General features: G+C 35.6%; 19 protein-coding genes and 1 pseudogene. 18 read left to right on the top strand and 2 right to left on the bottom strand.

The window, feature by feature from the left end:
* Positions 1 to 88: 88 nt before the first annotated feature.
* The 6 genes and pseudogenes from IGJ55_RS08975 (at position 89) to IGJ55_RS08950 (ending at position 4058) form a co-directional block, all read left to right on the top strand.
* Positions 89 to 492, top strand: a pseudogene (locus IGJ55_RS08975) (DUF2177 family protein).
* Positions 493 to 499: 7 nt separating this feature from the next.
* A complete protein-coding gene (locus IGJ55_RS08970) occupies positions 500 to 1606 on the top strand; it encodes a DegV family protein (RefSeq protein WP_429949700.1) in 1107 nt (368 codons plus the stop codon).
* A 97-nt stretch (positions 1607 to 1703) separates the two neighbouring features.
* The gene (locus tag IGJ55_RS08965) at positions 1704 to 1862 is read left to right on the top strand and encodes a DegV family protein (protein ID WP_340689707.1); all 159 of its coding nucleotides are present in this window, start codon (positions 1704 to 1706) and stop codon (positions 1860 to 1862) included.
* A gap of 109 nt (positions 1863 to 1971) precedes the next feature.
* A complete protein-coding gene (locus tag IGJ55_RS08960) occupies positions 1972 to 2601 on the top strand; it encodes a DUF1295 domain-containing protein (RefSeq protein ID WP_430606197.1) in 630 nt (209 codons plus the stop codon).
* Positions 2602 to 2616: 15 nt separating this feature from the next.
* Complete coding sequence (locus IGJ55_RS08955; RefSeq protein ID WP_207121823.1) at positions 2617 to 3423, top strand: tryptophan-rich sensory protein; 807 nt, start codon at positions 2617 to 2619, stop codon at positions 3421 to 3423.
* Between the two features lie 62 nt (positions 3424 to 3485).
* Positions 3486 to 4058, top strand: a complete 573-nt coding sequence (locus IGJ55_RS08950) for a TetR/AcrR family transcriptional regulator (RefSeq protein WP_430606195.1) — start codon at positions 3486 to 3488, stop codon at positions 4056 to 4058.
* A 48-nt stretch (positions 4059 to 4106) separates the two neighbouring features.
* Here the strand turns inward: IGJ55_RS08950 and yidC are convergent, their stop codons facing one another.
* Positions 4107 to 5036 carry a membrane protein insertase YidC gene (gene yidC, locus IGJ55_RS08945; protein WP_207120285.1) on the bottom strand — a complete coding sequence of 310 codons (930 nt, stop codon included), beginning with the start codon at positions 5034 to 5036 and terminating at the stop codon, positions 4107 to 4109.
* Positions 5037 to 5156: 120 nt separating this feature from the next.
* A complete protein-coding gene (locus tag IGJ55_RS08940) occupies positions 5157 to 5432 on the bottom strand; it encodes an acylphosphatase (protein ID WP_069640759.1) in 276 nt (91 codons plus the stop codon).
* A gap of 121 nt (positions 5433 to 5553) precedes the next feature.
* Between IGJ55_RS08940 and IGJ55_RS08935 the strand changes: the two genes are divergently transcribed.
* The 12 genes from IGJ55_RS08935 to rseP all read left to right on the top strand — a co-directional run bounded on the left by IGJ55_RS08935 (position 5554) and on the right by rseP (position 18805).
* A complete protein-coding gene (locus IGJ55_RS08935) occupies positions 5554 to 6333 on the top strand; it encodes a TrmH family RNA methyltransferase (RefSeq protein WP_430606193.1) in 780 nt (259 codons plus the stop codon).
* Between the two features lie 907 nt (positions 6334 to 7240).
* A complete protein-coding gene (rpsB, locus tag IGJ55_RS08930; protein WP_069640757.1) occupies positions 7241 to 8029 on the top strand; it encodes a 30S ribosomal protein S2 in 789 nt (262 codons plus the stop codon).
* A 172-nt stretch (positions 8030 to 8201) separates the two neighbouring features.
* Positions 8202 to 9083: a translation elongation factor Ts gene (tsf, locus tag IGJ55_RS08925; RefSeq protein WP_430606192.1), complete on the top strand. Its 882-nt coding sequence runs from the start codon at positions 8202 to 8204 to the stop codon at positions 9081 to 9083.
* A 135-nt stretch (positions 9084 to 9218) separates the two neighbouring features.
* Positions 9219 to 9941, top strand: a complete 723-nt coding sequence (gene pyrH / locus IGJ55_RS08920; RefSeq protein WP_010761216.1) for a UMP kinase — start codon at positions 9219 to 9221, stop codon at positions 9939 to 9941.
* Between the two features lie 3 nt (positions 9942 to 9944).
* A complete protein-coding gene (frr, locus tag IGJ55_RS08915) occupies positions 9945 to 10502 on the top strand; it encodes a ribosome recycling factor (protein WP_069640755.1) in 558 nt (185 codons plus the stop codon).
* A 220-nt stretch (positions 10503 to 10722) separates the two neighbouring features.
* Positions 10723 to 12192: an ABC transporter permease gene (locus tag IGJ55_RS08910; protein ID WP_429949706.1), complete on the top strand. Its 1470-nt coding sequence runs from the start codon at positions 10723 to 10725 to the stop codon at positions 12190 to 12192.
* A gap of 12 nt (positions 12193 to 12204) precedes the next feature.
* Positions 12205 to 12879 carry an ABC transporter ATP-binding protein gene (locus IGJ55_RS08905; RefSeq protein ID WP_069640753.1) on the top strand — a complete coding sequence of 225 codons (675 nt, stop codon included), beginning with the start codon at positions 12205 to 12207 and terminating at the stop codon, positions 12877 to 12879.
* Positions 12872 to 14455: a PASTA domain-containing protein gene (locus IGJ55_RS08900; RefSeq protein WP_430606190.1), complete on the top strand. Its 1584-nt coding sequence runs from the start codon at positions 12872 to 12874 to the stop codon at positions 14453 to 14455. The genes IGJ55_RS08905 and IGJ55_RS08900 overlap by 8 nt, the downstream gene beginning before the upstream one ends.
* Positions 14456 to 14720: 265 nt before the next feature.
* The gene (locus IGJ55_RS08895; RefSeq protein ID WP_429949708.1) at positions 14721 to 15524 is read left to right on the top strand and encodes an isoprenyl transferase; all 804 of its coding nucleotides are present in this window, start codon (positions 14721 to 14723) and stop codon (positions 15522 to 15524) included.
* Entirely contained in the window at positions 15521 to 16321 is an 801-nt protein-coding gene (locus IGJ55_RS08890; protein WP_069640750.1) for a phosphatidate cytidylyltransferase, read from the top strand. Before IGJ55_RS08895 ends, IGJ55_RS08890 begins: the two co-directional genes overlap by 4 nt.
* Positions 16322 to 16379: 58 nt before the next feature.
* Positions 16380 to 17540: a 1-deoxy-D-xylulose-5-phosphate reductoisomerase gene (locus tag IGJ55_RS08885; protein WP_430606188.1), complete on the top strand. Its 1161-nt coding sequence runs from the start codon at positions 16380 to 16382 to the stop codon at positions 17538 to 17540.
* Entirely contained in the window at positions 17537 to 18805 is a 1269-nt protein-coding gene (gene rseP / locus IGJ55_RS08880; protein WP_430606187.1) for an RIP metalloprotease RseP, read from the top strand. The genes IGJ55_RS08885 and rseP overlap by 4 nt, the downstream gene beginning before the upstream one ends.
* Positions 18806 to 18808: the final 3 nt, after the last annotated feature.

Raw genomic sequence — 18808 nt, 5'->3', positions numbered from 1 at the left:
GATCTTTTCATCATTCTTTAAATCATGGTACGATTACCTTATCGATTGATAAGGTAATCATGCCATATTTTTAGTTGGAGGGAATACTATGATTAATTATTTGAAATTATTTAGCATTGCAGCAGTTTCTTTGTTAGTACTTGATTTTGCTTGGTTACTTTTGATTGCCAAAAAAATGTATCAAGAGCATTTAGGTGGTTTGTTAGGTCAAACAAAACTAATTCCAGCAGCCCTGTTCTAAATTTTGTATCTTATCGGGATACTCTTTTTCATTGTTTATCCCGCACTTGAAAAAAATAGTTTGTCATATGCGTTGTCGGCGGGCGCTTTTTTAGGGCTATTATGTTATGGCACCTACGATTTAACGAATCTTGCAACAATCAAAGATTGCCATATTTAATCACAAGTATTGACCTAGTCTGGGGAGCATTCGTGACTGCTGCTACAAGTGGGATCACCTTTTTTACAGCACAAACTTTTAATTGGAGGTAAGTGCTTTATGCAAGCGAATAAGGAGCAGATGATTGATTACGATAAGTTGTTGTTTGCGGTACATCAAGGTGCGATCCAGTTGACAAATGGAAAGCAAGAATTAAACCAAATCAATGTTTATCCAGTATCAGATGGAGATACTGGAAGCAATTTAGCTTCTTTGATGCAAACGATCATTGAAGAAACAAAAGCGCGTTCAACTTCGATGACGGATGTTTTTGAAAAAATTGCTGAAGCCTCTTTATTAGGTGCTCAAGGAAATTCTGGCATTATTTTTGCGCAGTATTTTAATGGGATTTATAATCATCTATTGCTTTTAGAGGAGAAAAATTCTGTTCGCAGTTTCATAAAAAGTGTAAAATCAGCTGTTAATGAAGCCTATCAGGCAATTGAAAATCCAGTTGAAGGAACGATCATCACGGTTATTAGGTCTTGGGCTGAAGCGCTTGATAGAAGCGAACAGATGACAAGTTTGGAGAATAGCCTACCAACGGCGCTCGCTGAAGCCAAAATAGCGCTTGACAGCACAACTGGACAATTAAAAATTCTACAAAAAAATCAAGTAGTGGATGCTGGAGCAAAAGGATTTTATCTTTTTATTGAAGGATTTACTAGTGCTTTTGTCGATCATACGACAGTTCCTCAATCAACAATAGGTTCAAATGATGCAATAAATATAAGCATTTCTAAAACAGAACACATATATAACTCAGAACCTGCTTATAGTTTTTGTACAGAAGTTTTATTAGAGAATGTTACTCAAACAAAACAAGAAATACAAAAAGGATTAAGTGTGTATGGTGATTCACTCATTATTGCTGTCAATCGTGAGAAAGCTAGAATCCATATCCATTCCAATGAACCTGATCAAGTATTAAATTATTTAAGCCAGATTGGGCAACCTATTCAGCAAAAAGCAGATGATATGTTGTTACAATATCAAGTCAATCAACATAAAAAAGCTTCTATCGCTTTAGTTACAGATTCAGTTGCAGACTTGCCAGCTGATTATTTATTGGACAATCAAATTCATGACTTACCGATGAATATCTTACTTGAGGATACAAGGTACATTGATAAAATAACGATTCAAAGTAGTCAGTTTTTTAAATGAACAAAAAACAAGGAGCAAGAGCAACGAGTTCTCAGCCAACAATGAAAACAGTAGAGAATCTTTTTCTTTTTTAGAAACAAAATACGAGTCGATTTTAGTGATTACAGTAGCTCAAAAACTAAGTGGTACTTTTCAAATGGTCAAAGAAGTTGCTAGAAAAATCTCTAAAAAAAATACAAAGGTAGAGGTGATTGATTCTAAGCAAAATTTTGCTGCACAAGGGCTACTAGTAATGAATGCCAATGAGTTGTTTTAATTTATTTTACGACATTATTTTTTTAGCACAGTATCTTCACAACAATTCTATAGTCGATTTAGCATGAGGCCTGGGTTTTGTTATCGTAGCTATAACAGGGTATTTACTGATGCCTGACAAGACTTTAACAAGTATGATTATTTTAGTTTTAGTAGCAATCTGGGGTATCCGTTTATTTTTACATTTAGCGAAACGAAATATTGGCAAACCAGAGGATTTTCGATATGTAAATATGAGAAAGCGTTGGGGCAAACATTTTGCAAGGCTAAAAGCCTATCTAAATGTATTTGTGCTACAAGGGGTTCTTTTACTTGTTGTTTCAATGCCGATTCTTTTTACAATGACTAGTTCAGCTACAAATTTTTATTGGTGGAATAGTATAGGAGTTATAGTTTGGTTCATTGGTTTTGGTTTTGAAACGATTGGCGATTATGAGTTGACACAGTTTAAAAAAGATCATCGAAATCAAGGCAAACTTTTAACGACAGGTGTGTGGTCTGTCACGAGAAATCCAAATTATTTTGGTGAAGCATTTAGTTGGTGGGGCATTTTTCTTATAAGCCTGAATGAATTGCGTAATTTGTGGGGAATTATTGGACCAATTACAATCACATTGTTACTGTTGTTTGTATCAGGGGTTCCGTTATTAGAGAAAAAGTACAAGAACCGTCCTGATTTTATTGACTATGCAAGTAAAACACTAAAGGTTGTTCCATTTATTGAAAAAAAAGGTTTATAAAAGGAGGAATAGATAATGAACAAAGAAGATTCTAGTATTGCAAAATGGTTGGTTACACTCAGCTATATTATTATGCTGGGTACAAATGCAGCGGCTGTTTTATTACCATTGAATGGCTTAACAACGCAAGAGGTATCAGACACATATCCGAACTTATTTGCACCAGCAGGATTAACCTTTGCAATTTGGTCAGTCATTTACTTATTCTTAGGTGCTTTTGTGGTGTATCAATGGTTAAAACCAGCTGCTGGCTCATTTTTTTCAGATCAAAAGAACCGTAAAACGTTAAGACTGACATTTATTCTTTCTTCCATATTAAATAGTCTTTGGCTATTTGCGTGGCAGTATCTTCAAATTGACTTGTCAGTTATCATTATGTTAGGACTTTTGGGTGTATTGATTTACATCAATCATTTATTGGCTAAAATGTCTTTCAAAGTAATTGGTTTTATTTGTGTAAGAGTGCCGTTTGGTATTTATTTTGGCTGGATCACCATTGCAACAATTGCAAATATCACAGCCTTTTTAGTTGATAAAGAAATACCGCTTTTTCAAAATAATCAAGTGTTGTGGACAGTCATTATTTTACTTGTCGGATTAGTCATTATTAGTACAACAATCCTTCGTAATCATAATATAGCTTATGGCTTAGCAACTCTGTGGGCTTATTATGGTATTTTGCTAAAACATCAGGCAGCAGATGGCTGGAATAGTAAATACCCAATGATCATCACAACAGTTATTATCAGTTTGGTGATCATAGTAGTTGTTTGTTTGTACGAAGTAGTGCAAGAAATAAAAAATCAAAAGAATGTTATCTGATATATGTTTCTGCTACTATTTCTGTTAAAATAGTGAAGAAATCAACTATAGGTGGCTAGGTAATGGAGAAAGAAACGAAAAATACGCGAACTAAGATTATTCAAGTAGCAACACGATTATTTATGGATAATGGGTATCAAAGTACTTCAACAAGACAAATTGCGCAATTAGCTGAGGTAACGCAACCCAATTTATATCATCATTTTAAAAATAAGGAAGAGGTATACGTGGGGGTTATTGAAGCGTTATTAAGTGATGTGAATAAAGAATTAGTGGAAATTGTTGGAAATCAGGCACTGGATACTATTAGTAAATTAACCGAATTTGCCGAGTGTTTAAAAATAAAACATCCCTTTGATTTTGACTTGATGATGCATGATTTTAAAACTAAATTAACGGAAGATACTCAACTTAAATTGTTTGTACTGTGGAACAAATCTTATAAAGCTCCGTTGTTACAACTGTTTGAAGAAAGTGATTTTTCGATCCGAAGAGGATTATCAACAGAAATGATAACAACACATTTTCTTAATACATTGTCTCCCTATATTAAAACAGAGCAACGCAATCATGCGTTGTCTATTGCTCAAGTTGTAGATTTTTTTATTTATGGCGTCTCATCAAAAAGTAACTAAAAGCAGAAACGATCACATATGCTATCAGTGATCGTTTCTGCTTTTAGTTTATCTATTTTGTTGTTTTCCAGCATTTCTGCCTTTTTTTGATGTATTTTTTTTCGTTGCGCTATTTTCAACTGTTTTTCTTTCTGTAGGTGTTACATCTTTACGAGGTGTAATCACTTGTTTCGGCGGATTTTGTTTTAATTCTTCCGCTACTTGGGCTTTAATTCTTGGCTTCAAGAATTGATTTGTGATCAATGTTTGGATACTACTGAAAATCCCGCCGACTACCCAATACAAAGTGACACCAGCTGGAGAACTGATTGACATGAAGACAATCATTAATGGAGATACAATCAACATTGATTTCATTGTTTTCTTTTGTTCTTCAGGAATGCCAATAGTCGAAAGATATCCTTGAATCAAATAAGCAACACCAGCTAAAACGACAAATATAATACTCGGTTGCCCAAGATTGACACCTAAAAAGGAAGCGTCACTAATTCCTTGAGTATAACGAGCTGCAAAGAATAAGGCAGAGAAAATAGGCATTTGAATTAATAATGGTAGACAGCCAATTCCGCCCATCATACTCATGTTGTTTTCTTTGTAAACTTGCTGCATTTCAGCCTGAGCTTGCATTTGTTCTTCACGAGTCGTTGCTTCTTTCACTTTTGCTTGGGCCGCATCAATTTGAGGTTTGATGGCTTGCATTTTTTCTGTTTGGATCATACTTTTCTTGGATTGATTCAATCCTAAAGGCATGATGATCAAGCGCACAATGATCGTGATAAAGATGATTGCCCAGCCATAATTCCAATCGAAATTATCAACGAGGTATGTAATCATATTACTCATTGGTTTTACTAAAAAATTATAGATGATTCCTTCACCTGTTGGCTGACCATCTGATCCTGTTTTTACACATCCAGATAAAAATAGAGCTAAAGTGAATAGACCGGAACCGAGAAGCCACTTATTTAATTTTCTCATTTTATTCTTTCCTTTTCTAAAAAATTTGCACAAGGTTAACTATACTTGAAAAAGCGTTTTTTTTCAATAAAAATCAGAAGAATCCGTCTCAAGACTGAGTACGATTCTTCTTCATCGACATCAATTTGTTACTTTGAAGCTAGTATAGTCTTCCATCATTGGGACTTCTTGAATGTCTACATAAGTCACTCGACCGGCTGGGCTTGGAGAATCTTTAATTTTTTGGATAAACGTAATCATAGAAGCATCTTCACCCATAGATTCGATAGAAACGGAACCATCTTCTTCATTGCATACAGTACCATAAATACCTAACTCATCCGCAACCATTTTAGTCATATAGCGAAAACCAACTCCTTGAACTCGTCCTTGCACATTCATGCGCACTTTTCTCATCGTTCGTACACCTCGCTTTTAATTAAATCAATGATAGCGATTTTTTGATCATCTGGCAAGTAAAACTAGTCATTGTTTGATGGTCAAAAGTCGTGATATAATAGGCAAGTGAGGTGTAATAATGAAAGAAATTCTGTCTACTAAAAATGCAATAGTGAAAGAACTCAAAAAATTAAAAATAAAAAAACATCGAGAAGCACAAAAGCGCTATCTAATTGAAGGATTTCATTTAGTTGAAGAAGCAGTCAAGGCGGACGCTGAGATTGAATGGATATTGTGTAGTCGGCGGGGGATAGAAGAATGGTCTAAGTGGGTTTCTACACATGAGGATGAGCGCTTTTTACTTGTTACTGAGGAGATACTATCGTCACTTTCTGAAGTCCCAGCACCACAGGGGATGATGGCGGTAGTAAAAATGCCTAATGTAGAAACGACATTAGGCTATTCTGGTCGCTGGTTGCTGTTGGATAATGTTCAAGATCCAGGCAATGTAGGAACGATGATTCGAACAGCAGACGCAGCTGGAATGACAGGTGTCATTTTAGGTGATGGGAGTGCTGATATTTATAATACAAAAGTGTTACGGGCCATGCAGGGAAGTAATTACCATCTACCAATTTTCCAGTTACCTCTTAAAACAATTGTGGATCAATTTAAGCAACATGACGTTCCAGTTTTTGGGACGGAACTGAATAAACGTGCAGTAAGCTACCAAACATTACCAGGCCAGAAACAGTATGCTTTGATCATGGGAAATGAAGGAAAAGGTGTTTCAGCAGAGCTATTAACAATGGTGGACCAATCGATTTACATTCCGATTATCGGAGAAGCTGAATCGTTAAATGTTGCGATTGCGGCAGGTATTTTAATGTATCATTTTTTACACAATAAAATTGAATAAAAATGTGATCGAAAGCCTTATAATACTGCAATCGGTAAAGAATAATCAGATCATCGCTGCTAGGTTATTATACTGAAACATGACTTAAATCAAATACGTTAAAGTTGAAAGAAACAATATGAAAAAACATTGCTAATGTTATGGGTGTTGCCATCATTGTTAATTGTAACAGCTTGAAGGCAGCAAACAGCAACTAAGACAAGCGAAAACACTTCACACACATAAGAAAGTGCAAAAAAAGAAGCAAGTCACTCTGATTACGATGCGTATGAAGAATGGGAACAAGTTACAGAAAAAATGCAGTACCTAATTGATATTCCAGCATCAGTAGCACAAGACATGATTGATCAAGGAAACATCATTCTAGAGTACAATTCGTAAATCACAAAGGTAAAAAAATGACATAGTATCCAACTTACTGATTCTGGTACTGCTGTCATCAATCAGCGTACTTTGTTAATCAGGCCCAAGATGGGCGCATTGTTGTAATTGGTGTTTTTTTGAATAAAGTAAGGAAAATAAAGTTTTTAAGAAGTTTTAGATGACGTGAAAAATCAAACTGACGATGAAATCACTGATATTCAAACCATGTTTCCTGATAATAAAAGTTACTATTACTATAGATAGACTGCTAGTGGATTTTTAGAAATTGTCGGAACAATTTTAGTATTCTGCCCCTTTCTTTTTCGTTGCGCATCATAGCGAGTGTGAAAAAAATAACGGAATCAAAAAAAAGACTTTTTTATTGTTGAATTATTTCTTAGAGTAAGTTATACTAGTTAACGGTGTGAAAACACTAAATCCACATCCAGATTTGATTTGTAAGGCGGTGCTACTGTTAGTAGTTCCTTATAAAAACGAGAACTGGAGAGGGAACAAATAAAAACCAAATTGGAGGAAACAACCCATGGCAGTAATTTCTATGAAACAATTACTAGAAGCCGGCGTACACTTTGGACACCAAACTCGTCGCTGGAACCCAAAAATGAAGAAATACATCTTCACAGAAAGAAACGGAATCTACATCATTGACTTGCAAAAAACAGTTAAATTAGTAGATGCTGCTTACGATTACATGAAAAATGTTGCTGAAGACGGCGGCGTTGCATTATTCGTAGGAACTAAAAAGCAAGCACAAGAAGCGATCAAAGACGAAGCGATTCGTTCAGGTCAATATTTCGTAAACCACCGTTGGTTAGGTGGAACCTTAACAAACTGGGATACAATCCAAAAACGTATCAAACGTTTGAAAGATATCAATAAAATGGAAGAAGACGGAACTTTTGAAGTCCTTCCTAAAAAAGAAGTTGTTGGTTTAAACAAACAACGTGAACGTCTTGAAAAATTCTTAGGTGGTATCCAAGATATGCCTAGAATTCCAGATGTAATGTACATCGTTGACCCGCGTAAAGAACGCATTGCGGTTCAAGAAGCTCAAAAATTGAACATCCCAATCGTAGCGATGGTTGATACTAACTGTGATCCAGATGAAATCGATGTAGTAATTCCATCGAATGATGATGCAATTCGTGCGGTTAAATTGATCACTGCTAAAATGGCTGATGCTTTCATCGAAGGAAACCAAGGTGAAGATCAAGCTGTAGAAGAAATCTTTGTTGAAGAAGCTCCTGAAGCTGCAACTTCAATCGAAGAAATCGTTGATGTTGTTGAAGGCAGCAACGATTCAGCAGAATAATTTAAAATAACGGAGCTGTCTCGAAGGCTAGGCGAAAAAAGCCTGATTCTCCTTTGAGATAGCTTTTTTTAAACGGATTTTAGAATTTAAATCGTCTAGCTTCATGAGCTAGCCTTTCGGGAAAAAGACTGGACGAGCTCATTCAGCTTTCAAAACTTAGGAGGAACAAAAAATGGCAGATATTTCAGCAAAATTAGTAAAAGAACTACGCGACATGACTGGTGTCGGTATGATGGATGCAAAAAAAGCATTAGTAGAAGTAGAAGGTAACATGGAAGCAGCTGTTGATTACCTACGTGAAAAAGGTATGGCTAAAGCCGCTAAGAAAAATGACCGTGTAGCAGCTGAAGGTTTAGCAAACGTTGCTTCAAACGGTAACTTTGCAGCAATCGTTGAAGTAAACTCTGAAACTGACTTTGTTTCTAAAAACGAAATGTTCCAAGACTTAGTTAAAAAAATTGCAACTGAAATTGCGACGAACAAACCAGCGAACATGGAAGAAGCATTAGCGCTTAAAACAGATAAAGGAACTTTAGAAACTGAATTGATCGAAGCTACAACTGTTATTGGTGAAAAAATCAGTTTCCGTCGTTTCGAATTGGTTGAAAAAGATGATAATGCAGCATTTGGTGCTTATTTACACATGGGCGGACGTATTGCAGTATTGACTGTATTAGAAGGCACAACTGACGAAGAAGTTGCAAAAGACGTAGCAATGCACGTAGCTGCCATCAATCCTCGTTATGTAAACGAATCTCAAATTCCTCAAGAAGAATTAGAGCACGAAAAAGCGATTCTTTCTGAACAAGCACTAAACGAAGGCAAACCAGCGAATATCGTTGAAAAAATGGTTGTCGGACGTTTAAACAAATTCAAAGCTGAAATTTCATTAGTGGATCAACCATTCGTAAAAGATCCTGATATGACTGTTGAAAAATATGTTGCTTCTAAAGGTGCAACTGTTAAATCATTTATCCGCTTTGAAGTTGGCGAAGGAATCGAAAAACGTGAAGATAACTTTGCTGATGAAGTAATGAGCCAAATTAAAAAATAAATCTGTTACTTGTGTAACAGTTGGGAACGCATTGAGATGCGCTCCCTTTTTTTAGGCAAAACAAAAGAAATAGACTGGCAGAATACCTAGAGTATGTTAAAATGTTCTTAGACAAATGGTGGAGGGAAAACAAAAATGGTAAAACCTAAATATCAACGTGTTGTATTAAAGTTAAGTGGCGAAGCTTTGGCCGGAGAAGAAGGGTTTGGAATTAAACCTCCAACAATCAAAGAGATTGTAGAAGAAATCAAAGAAGTTCATGAATTAGGAATTGAAATGGCAATCGTCGTTGGTGGTGGCAATATCTGGCGTGGACAAATCGGTGCTCAAATGGGTATGGAACGTGCACAAGCAGATTACATGGGAATGTTAGCAACTGTAATGAATGCTTTAGCACTACAAGATACATTGGAAAATTTAGGTGTTCCAACACGCGTTCAGACATCTATTGAAATGCGCCAAATCGCAGAACCTTATATTCGTCGTCGTGCAGAGCGTCATTTAGAAAAAGGACGTATTGTTATTTTTGCTGGTGGAACAGGTAATCCTTATTTTTCAACGGATACAACTGCAGCTTTGCGTGCAGCAGAAATCGATGCTGATGTAATCTTGATGGCTAAAAATAATGTTGATGGTGTTTACTCTGCCGATCCTAAACTAGATGCGAATGCTGTCAAATTTGAAGAATTAACGCATTTAGATGTTATCTCAAAAGGTCTACAAGTAATGGATTCAACTGCAAGTTCTCTTAGTATGGATAATGACATTCCATTAGTGGTATTCAATCTAAACGAAACAGGCAACATCCGCCGAGCATGTCTTGGTGAAAATATTGGAACAACCGTAAGGGGGAAATAAATAATGAGTGGAACTGTATTAGCAACAGCAAAAGAAAAGATGGGTAAAGCAGAACAAAGTTTACAACGTGAACTTGGTCAAATCCGTGCAGGACGTGCCAATGCTAGTTTGTTAGATCGGATTCAAGTAGATTACTATGGCGCACTTACACCAGTTAACCAATTAGCAGGAATCAACATTCCAGAAGCACGAGTTTTAATGATCACACCTTTTGATAAAAACTCACTTGAAGATATCGAGAAAGCAATCCAGGCTAGTGATATTGGTATCAGCCCTACGAATGACGGAACAGTGATTCGTTTAGTAATTCCGCAATTAACAGAAGAACGTCGCAAAGAATTAGCAAAAGACGTGAAAAAAGCTGCGGAAAATGCAAAGATTGCCGTTCGTAATATTCGTCGTGATGCGATTGATGAATTAAAAAAACAGCAAAAGAGCAATGATATCACAGAAGATGAGTTACGTAGTTTAGAAAAAGAAGCACAAAAATTAACAGATGATAGTGTTAAGAATATAGATACTATCACTTCTGAAAAAGAGAAAGAACTTTTAGAAGTTTAACAATAGGAATCCAAAAGAAGAAATCATACTTTAACGAGTAGGGGTTTCTTTTTTTATTTTATTAAAGAATTTTGTTATTTAAAATGAAAAAAATATAATTATAAAATTATAATCTATAGAAATTGTAAGGTTGAGTGAGATTAGAAAAAACATCTTGTTAAACCTTATGCGTTATGGAATAATGATACTAGCTATATTTTTCTTAAAAGGAGATGAGAAAGTGAATTTTATTAAACGTGCATTATGTAGTGTTACTAGAAAAAAGGGGAAATCACTGATTTTATTTGCAGTGATATTTGTGTTAGGTAATGTTATTGCAGGATCGATTGCGATCCAACAGTCAACACAAAATGTTGAAAAAAGTGTTAAGAAACAGCTTGGAGCCATGGCAACGGTTGAAATTGATTATGAAAACAATCAAGAAGAGATCATGAATGCTGGCAGTGAAATTGAACAACTAAAAGTTGATTTGATCAAGGAAATCGGTAAATCACCGTATGTAAAATATTTTGATTATAATGCAGCTGGCTGGGCCGAAACAAAGGATTTGAAAAGTGTTATTTCAGATTCAGAGGAATTCGGTGGGATGGAAGGCTTCTCATTAAAAGGATCAAATTATCCTAAAATTTCAGATGTTGAAGAAAAGAAAATTAAATTAGTGGATGGGAAAGTATTTACGCAAGAAGACATCGATAATGGCAAGAACGTCGGCTTGATTTCATCTAAAGTTGCCGATGAAAATGGGTTGTCGGTAGGGGATCAGATGGTTATAGATATGCGTGGAAATGATTATGGTGAAGAGGGCGGGACTAAAGAATTATTTAAATTAGATGTACCAATTCAAATTATTGGTATATTTGAACCGACCACAATTGAAATGAAAGATACTGATGACAAAAAATCAGAAGATCAAACTATAAATCAGCAATTTATGTCGATGCAACAAATCAACACGATTTATTTACCCAATAAAACGGTCGTCGAATCAAATAAAAATTATCTTGAAAAAATGAAAAAAGTAGCTCCAGACAGCCACTATTTTGAAGGTTCAGACGAAGATAGTGGTGAATATTATACACCAATCTATGTATTGAAAAGCCCAGATGATGTAGAGGCTTTCAAACAAGAAACAGAACCACTTTTGCCAAAATTATATACAGTCAGAGCTTCAACGGATCAATATGAAAAAATTGGCGGAAGCATGAAGAAAATGTCGCAAATTTCAGGTTATGTTGTCATGATTGCTGTGATTGCAACCTTGCTTATTATTTCTCTTGTAGTTTTATTGTTTATGCGTGATCGTAAGCATGAATTAGGTATTTATCTGTCATTGGGGGATAAACGAAGTCATGTTATGGGTCAAATTATCATCGAAATGCTGATAATCAGTGGTATAGCGCTGATTCTGTCATTGATCACAGGTAATTTTTTAGGAAAACTAGTCTCAGAGTCCCTATTGAATAGCGATATCCTAAGCACTACGAATGATCAAGCAGGTATGCTTATGGGCTTGGAGAGTTTAAGTCCTACTGAGCTTACGGCAGATGACATCATGAATGCATATGAAGTGAAATTCTCAGTAGGCTATATCGTCACTTATTTAGTCGTTGGGTTAGGTACTGTATTATTTGCAGCCATTTTACCACTGTTGTATATTGTTCGCTTGAATCCAAAGAAAATTATGATGTAGGAGGTAAGATAAATGGCGATTTTAGAAACAAAAAATCTTAGCTATTTCTATCAAGATGGTGATCAACGTCGGTTCATTTTGAAAGATACTAATGTTTCATTTGAAAAAGGAAAATTTTACACTATTTTAGGGCAATCAGGGTCAGGAAAAACAACGTTTCTTTCTTTGATCAGTGCTTTAGATACACCAAAAGAAGGGCAAGTTTTACTGGAAGGCAAAGATATCAAAACGATTGGTTATGAAAAGTATCGTCGTGACGATATCAGTATTATTTTTCAGAGTTACAATTTAGTGCCTTACTTGACGGCTTTAGAAAATGTGTTGGTCGCAATGTCAATTACGGATAATGAATTGCCACCTAACCAAAGAGAAGTAGCCTATAATCTTCTAGATTATATTGGTATTACAAGTGAGAAAGCAGATCGACTTGTCAATCAGCTTTCTGGTGGAGAGCAACAACGTGTAGCGATTGCTCGTGCCTTAGCGACTAATGTAGACATTATTTTAGCAGATGAACCAACAGGTAATCTAGATGAAGGGATGGAACAAGAAATTGTCGACATCTTTCAAAATCTTGCCAAGGTTCATAATAAATGTGTTATTGTAGTAACTCACTCAAATGATATTGCAGACCAGTCTGATGAAACCTATTACCTAAAAAAAGGTGTGTTAAAAAAGTATGAGTGATTTCTTATCAAATTTCAGCGGTGAAAACTATGAAAAAACCCGCCAAGAAAAAAATGAACAACAAAGCAAGACTGATCATCAAAGCATAAAAAAGAAACTAAAATTTGACAAGAATTCAATAAATAAAGAATCTCCCGTAGTAGAGAAAAATGAGCCTTCTGCAGAATTAGTATGGGGGCCTAAAAACAGTCCAGATAATATGTCTGAAAAAGTTAGTCAGAACGAATCGATGACTGAAAAAAAACACCCAGAAGACCTAATTTATACCAAAAAACGCGTAAAAAAGAAAAAAAATGAACAAAAAAGAACATCCGAAAAAAAGTCTGTACCAGTAGCTATTGTTTCTGAAAACCAGACTAAGAATCCAAATGAAGTGATTGAAACGGATCCAACCTATCAACAAAAGAAGATTAGAAAGTATAGTTTAATCGCTCTAGGAAGTATCTTAACAATAGCACTATTATACTTTGCTTATTTTCAAATGAGCCATGTTAAAGTACCAAATTTTGAAGGAAAAGAATTATCAGAGGTTCGTGAATGGACAGCAGATAATGGTGTGAAGCTTAAGGTGGATCAAAAATACGATTTTGATAAAGAAGCAAATGTGATTATTCATCAAACGGTGAAAAACAAAAAAATCAAAAAAGGGCACGAATTAGTTGTTGATGCGAGCTTGGGTGCAGATCCTGAAGAAGCTATTTCACTACCAGATTTCAAATCAATGAAACTTAAAGAGGCAAAAAAATGGATCAATGAACAAAAAGCGGATAATCTGGCTATCATTGAAGAATATAATGATAAACTAGCAGCTGAGGATTATATCAAGTTTGAAATTACAAACAAAGATGTAAAAGCTGAAAACTACAAACGCAAAGATAAAGCAAAAGTTTATTACTCTAAAGGAAAAGAAGTTTTCGAAAAAGATATTGCAATGCCTGATTTTGTAGGTAAAACAAAAGAAGAAACAACGGAATGGGCCAAAAAGAATGAAATCACGCTAAAAGTAAATGAATCTGATTCAGATAACATTGAAAATGGAAAGATTATTTCACAGAGTATCGGAAAAGATACGAAAGTTGCCAAAAGGGATTCTATGGCCGTTACGGTTTCAACGGGCAAGGCTTTAATAGTCCCAGATTTTTCTCAATATACAGCAGAAGAAGCTGAAAGCAAAGCAAATGGCTTGCAAGTCCAAGTGAAACAATTCTTTAGCGATGAAATACCATATGGACGTTTCATCAGCCAATCAGTAGAAATTGGCAAAAAATATACTGAAAAAGACGAAAAACCGGTGATTCAGGTTAGTTATTCGATTGGAAAACCTTATATTAAAGACTTGCGTGATAATACATTGGAAGGTGATCTTCAAAAGATTTTCTATGATGAGTATCAGTCTAAAGGAGCGAATATCACGTATCAAGTTTATTATGTTGATTCTACAGTAACCAAAGGAACGGTGGTTAAAATGAGTCAATATAATGAGTTTATCCCAATTAATTCTGTTGTTCAAATTGGGATCAGTAAAGGGAATTTGAAACCAGAAGAAAATAAATCAGCCGATAAAGCAACGGAGTGATGAACTTTTGTACTTTATTGGATTAGGATGACAAGGGACTAGACTAGGACATGACTCATGGAGTTATGTCCTAGTCTTTTCTTTTTTCAGCGTTTTAGAGTATTTGGCACAGAAAATGAGTATTAAAACACCTCGGTTTTGGTTAGATTACAACAAATCAGCAAAAAATTTATTAAATAATGTCGAAATCTTTTCATTTGCATAGGCATTTCTGAAAGATATTGCTATAATAGTCTAGATAGATTTTTGGAATGGAGGGAAAAATATGTTACGTTTTTTTCCACAAAAGAATAAATACATACAAGAAGAGAGTTCTTTTACTTTTAATAGTGAAGGACCAATACCGAAGCATGTTGCAGTGATTATGGATGGGAATGGACGCTGGGCACAAAATCGTCGATTGCCAAGAATTGCTGGACATAAAGAAGGAATGAACACTGTTAAGAAAATAACGAAGCATGCCAGTAAATTAGGAATCAAAGTCTTGACTTTATATGCTTTTTCAACCGAAAATTGGAAAAGGCCAACAGATGAAGTGAGTTTTTTAATGCAGTTACCTGTTGACTTCTTTGATACCTTTGTGCCAGAGTTGATCAAAGAAAACGTTAAAGTACATGTGATGGGCTATCAGGAATTTTTACCTGAACATACCCAAGATGCGGTGAAGCGTGCAATTGCACAAACTAAGAATAATACTGGGATGGTTTTAAACTTTGCCTTAAACTATGGATCAAGAGCTGAGATCATCACTGCTGTAAAAGAGATTGCTCAAAAAACGGCGGCAGCTGAACTTTCGCCTGAAGACATCACGGAAGCAATAATTGCCGAGCATTTAATGACAGGATTTTTACCGGAAAATCTAAGAGATCCTGAATTATTGATTCGGACTAGTGGTGAAGAGCGAATCAGCAATTTTTTGCTATGGCAAATCGCGTATAGTGAATTGTTTTTCACGGAAGCACTTTGGCCGGATTTTAGTGATGAATTATTAGAAACTGCTTTAGCGTCGTTTCAAAATAGAAATCGCCGTTTCGGCGGCTTAAAAGAAACTAAGGAGGAAGAAAAATGAGACAGCGCATTATTACAGCCGCCGTAGCATTAGTCGTTTTTATACCAATCATCTGGTACGGAGGTTTTGTGATTGAGTTAGCAGCAGCTCTTTTAGCTGTTGTGGGAGTATATGAACTATTTAGAATGAAAGGATTAGAAATCGCTAGTTTTGAGGGAGTGCTGTCTGCGTTAGGTGCAGTATTTTTAGTTTTGCCAAAAGATCATTGGTTTTTCTTCTTACCAGACAAAGCTGATAATTTTATTCTATTTTACCTGACCGTTATGATCTTATTAGGTGGCTTAGTTGCCTCAAAAAATATGTATACCATCTCTCAAGCTGGTTTTCCAGTGATTACAAGTTTGTATGTAGGCGTTGGCTTTCAAAATTTTGTGAGTGCTAGACAAACTGGTTTAGTCGTCTTGCTTTATGCGTTGTTTGTTGTCTGGTCGACAGATATTGGTGCTTATTTTATTGGAAAACGTTTCGGAAAAAGAAAACTATGGCCAGAGGTTTCACCAAACAAAACAATAGAGGGTTCATTAGGTGGGATTTTATGTGCAGTGGTTGTAGCGTTTTTATTTTTAAGCTTAACACCAAACAAAGAATTGTTTACGTATAATTTACCAATTATGTTACTCATTACAGTGGTCTTTTCAATTGTGGGCCAATTTGGAGACTTAGTGGAATCTTCGATTAAACGACACTACGATGTCAAAGATTCCGGTACTATTTTGCCAGGACATGGGGGCATATTAGATCGTTTTGACAGCTTACTTTTTGTTTTTCCAATCATGCATTTATTCGGACTATTTTAATTTCTAGACAAGAAGGGAAGGTGGAAAACTCTGAATGTTCAGGGTTTTTCTTTTTACTATGAAGAAAATTGCATTATTAGGTGCTACGGGTTCCATCGGTACAAATACTGTGGAGGTTGTTACAGCATATCCAGAGTTATTTCAGATAACATCACTAACTTTTCATTCTAATGAAGAAAAAGGCACAGCGTTGATTGAGCAATTGAATCCAAAATTTGTTGGTGTGGGTTCGCAAAAACTTAAAGCAGAACTATCAAAACGTTTTCCAACAGTAGAATTTGGAGTCGGCGAATCAGGTTTGATAAAAGCTGCAACGCTTGATGAGGTTGACGTTGTATTGACAGCTATATCAGGTAGCGTGGGTTTAGCGCCAACGATGAAAGCAATCGAGTCAGGCAAAGATATTGCTTTAGCCAATAAAGAAACGCTCGTTATGGCAGGTCAATGGGTCATGGAAGCTGCTGCAAAAAATAACGTTAAGGTATTACCCGTGGACAGTGAACATTCAGCTATTTTTCAATGTTTAGAAGGTCAAAAAGTTGAGAACTTGCGCGAATTAGTCATTACAGCATCTGGAGGTAGCTTTAGAGACTTAACACGAGATGAGTTAAAAACAGTCACCTTGGAACAAGCTTTGCAACATCCAAACTGGTCAATGGGCAAAAAAATCACGATCGATTCTTCGACAATGATGAACAAAGGGTTAGAAGTTATTGAAGCCCATTGGTTATTTGGTACAGATTATGATAAAATAAAAGTTGTTTTACATAAGGAAAGTATTGTACATTCAATGATCGTCTTAGAGGACGGTGCATATTTGGCTCAACTTGGACCTAGCGACATGCGAGAACCGATTCAATTTGCATTGACGTATCCTGATCGTTTACCAATCAAAAATGAAAAAATGTTTGATTTAACGCAGATCGCTCAATTAAATTTTGAACCGATGGATTTTGACCGTTTTCCAATGTTGGCATTAGCTTATGTTGTGGGTAAAAAAGGCGGCGCATATCCGACTGTTTATAATGCAGCTAATGAAATTGCTGCAACAGCTTTTATAGATGGAAAAATTTCCTATCTCAAAATTGAACAATTCGTTCAAAAAGCAGTCGATCATTACCAAGAAACTACTGAAATCACTTTAGCAGAAGTGATCGCAATTGATAAACAAACAAGAACTATCGTAGAAAGATGGATAAAGGAAGAAGGTCGGTTATGAAAACAATTATTACTTTTATTATTGTCTTTGGAATTCTTGTCTTAGTGCATGAATTTGGACATTTTTTCTTCGCAAAACGCTCAGGAATTTTAGTACGGGAGTTTGCAATCGGTATGGGACCAAAGATTTTTGCTCATCAAGGAAAAGATGGCACGGCATATACAATTCGGATCTTACCAATTGGTGGTTATGTACGCATGGCTGGTATGGGTGAAGATGAAACAGAGTTAGCTCCCGGAATGACTCTTTCTGTTGAATTGAATGAACAGGAAGAAGTTGTAAAAATCAATACAAGCAAAAAGGTTCAATTGACAAACAGTATTCCAATGGAAATGTTGGAGGCGGATTTGGAGAAAGAACTCTTTATTAAAGGCTACATCAATGGTGATGAGTTACAAGAAATGACTTACCAAGTAAATCACGATGCAACGATCATTGAACAAGATGGAACGGAGGTTAGAATTGCACCAATCGATGTTCAGTTTCAATCTGCAAAACTTTGGCAACGAATGCTGACCAATTTTGCAGGTCCGATGAATAACTTTATCCTTGCTTTAGTATTATTCACAGTTTATGTCTTTATGCAAGGTGGAGTAGCGTATACAAATACGAATTTGATTGGTGGAACTCAACCAGGTAGCCCTGCAGAAAAAGCTAGTTTAAAAGCAGATGATAGAATTATTTCAATTGATGGAAAAGCTGTTTCTGATTGGAATGATTTTACCAAAATCATTAAAGAGAGTCCGAACAAAGAATTGAGTTTAATGGTTGATTCAGACGGTAAAACGAGAGAAGTTGATATCACACCAGAAAGTCAAAAATCTGAAAATAAAGAAATTGGTGTGATCGGAATCTTACCGCCTAAAAAAACTGGATTGGCAGATAAACTGATCGGTGGGATTCAAACAACATTAAGCAGCTCTATGCAAATTTTTAAAGCACTAAAATCATTGTTTACTGGATTTAGTTTAGATAAATTGGGTGGTCCAGTGATGATGTTCCAAATGTCTGCTGAAGCATCAAAAGCAGGATTAAATACCGTTATTTGGTTGATGGCAATGTTATCAGTCAATCTTGGGATCATTAATTTATTACCAATTCCTGCGTTAGATGGCGGTAAAATTTTATTAAATATTTTTGAAGGACTTAGAGGGAAACCTTTGAGTCAAGAAAAAGAAGGTGTACTGACACTGATTGGTTTTGGGTTCATCATGTTATTAATGGTGTTAGTCACTTGGAATGATATTCAACGTTTTTTCTTTTAATTA

This window comes from Enterococcus sp. AZ170, assembly GCF_050545135.1.
GTDB classification, from domain to species: Bacteria; Bacillota; Bacilli; order Lactobacillales; family Enterococcaceae; genus Enterococcus_L; species Enterococcus_L ureilyticus.
This window is presented reverse-complemented; position numbering and strand designations above follow the sequence as displayed.

Coding starts and splice junctions, on each gene's coding strand:
- IGJ55_RS08970 (WP_429949700.1), top strand. CDS start 500: ATGCAAGCGAATAAGGAGCAGATGATTGATTACGATAAGTTGTTGTTT.
- IGJ55_RS08960 (WP_430606197.1), top strand. CDS start 1,972: ATGCCTGACAAGACTTTAACAAGTATGATTATTTTAGTTTTAGTAGCA.
- IGJ55_RS08955 (WP_207121823.1), top strand. CDS start 2,617: ATGAACAAAGAAGATTCTAGTATTGCAAAATGGTTGGTTACACTCAGC.
- IGJ55_RS08950 (WP_430606195.1), top strand. CDS start 3,486: ATGGAGAAAGAAACGAAAAATACGCGAACTAAGATTATTCAAGTAGCA.
- yidC (WP_207120285.1), bottom strand. CDS start 5,036: ATGAGAAAATTAAATAAGTGGCTTCTCGGTTCCGGTCTATTCACTTTA.
- IGJ55_RS08940 (WP_069640759.1), bottom strand. CDS start 5,432: ATGAGAAAAGTGCGCATGAATGTGCAAGGACGAGTTCAAGGAGTTGGT.
- IGJ55_RS08935 (WP_430606193.1), top strand. CDS start 5,554: ATGAAAGAAATTCTGTCTACTAAAAATGCAATAGTGAAAGAACTCAAA.
- rpsB (WP_069640757.1), top strand. CDS start 7,241: ATGGCAGTAATTTCTATGAAACAATTACTAGAAGCCGGCGTACACTTT.
- tsf (WP_430606192.1), top strand. CDS start 8,202: ATGGCAGATATTTCAGCAAAATTAGTAAAAGAACTACGCGACATGACT.
- pyrH (WP_010761216.1), top strand. CDS start 9,219: ATGGTAAAACCTAAATATCAACGTGTTGTATTAAAGTTAAGTGGCGAA.
- frr (WP_069640755.1), top strand. CDS start 9,945: ATGAGTGGAACTGTATTAGCAACAGCAAAAGAAAAGATGGGTAAAGCA.
- IGJ55_RS08905 (WP_069640753.1), top strand. CDS start 12,205: ATGGCGATTTTAGAAACAAAAAATCTTAGCTATTTCTATCAAGATGGT.
- IGJ55_RS08900 (WP_430606190.1), top strand. CDS start 12,872: ATGAGTGATTTCTTATCAAATTTCAGCGGTGAAAACTATGAAAAAACC.
- IGJ55_RS08895 (WP_429949708.1), top strand. CDS start 14,721: ATGTTACGTTTTTTTCCACAAAAGAATAAATACATACAAGAAGAGAGT.
- IGJ55_RS08890 (WP_069640750.1), top strand. CDS start 15,521: ATGAGACAGCGCATTATTACAGCCGCCGTAGCATTAGTCGTTTTTATA.
- IGJ55_RS08885 (WP_430606188.1), top strand. CDS start 16,380: ATGAAGAAAATTGCATTATTAGGTGCTACGGGTTCCATCGGTACAAAT.
- rseP (WP_430606187.1), top strand. CDS start 17,537: ATGAAAACAATTATTACTTTTATTATTGTCTTTGGAATTCTTGTCTTA.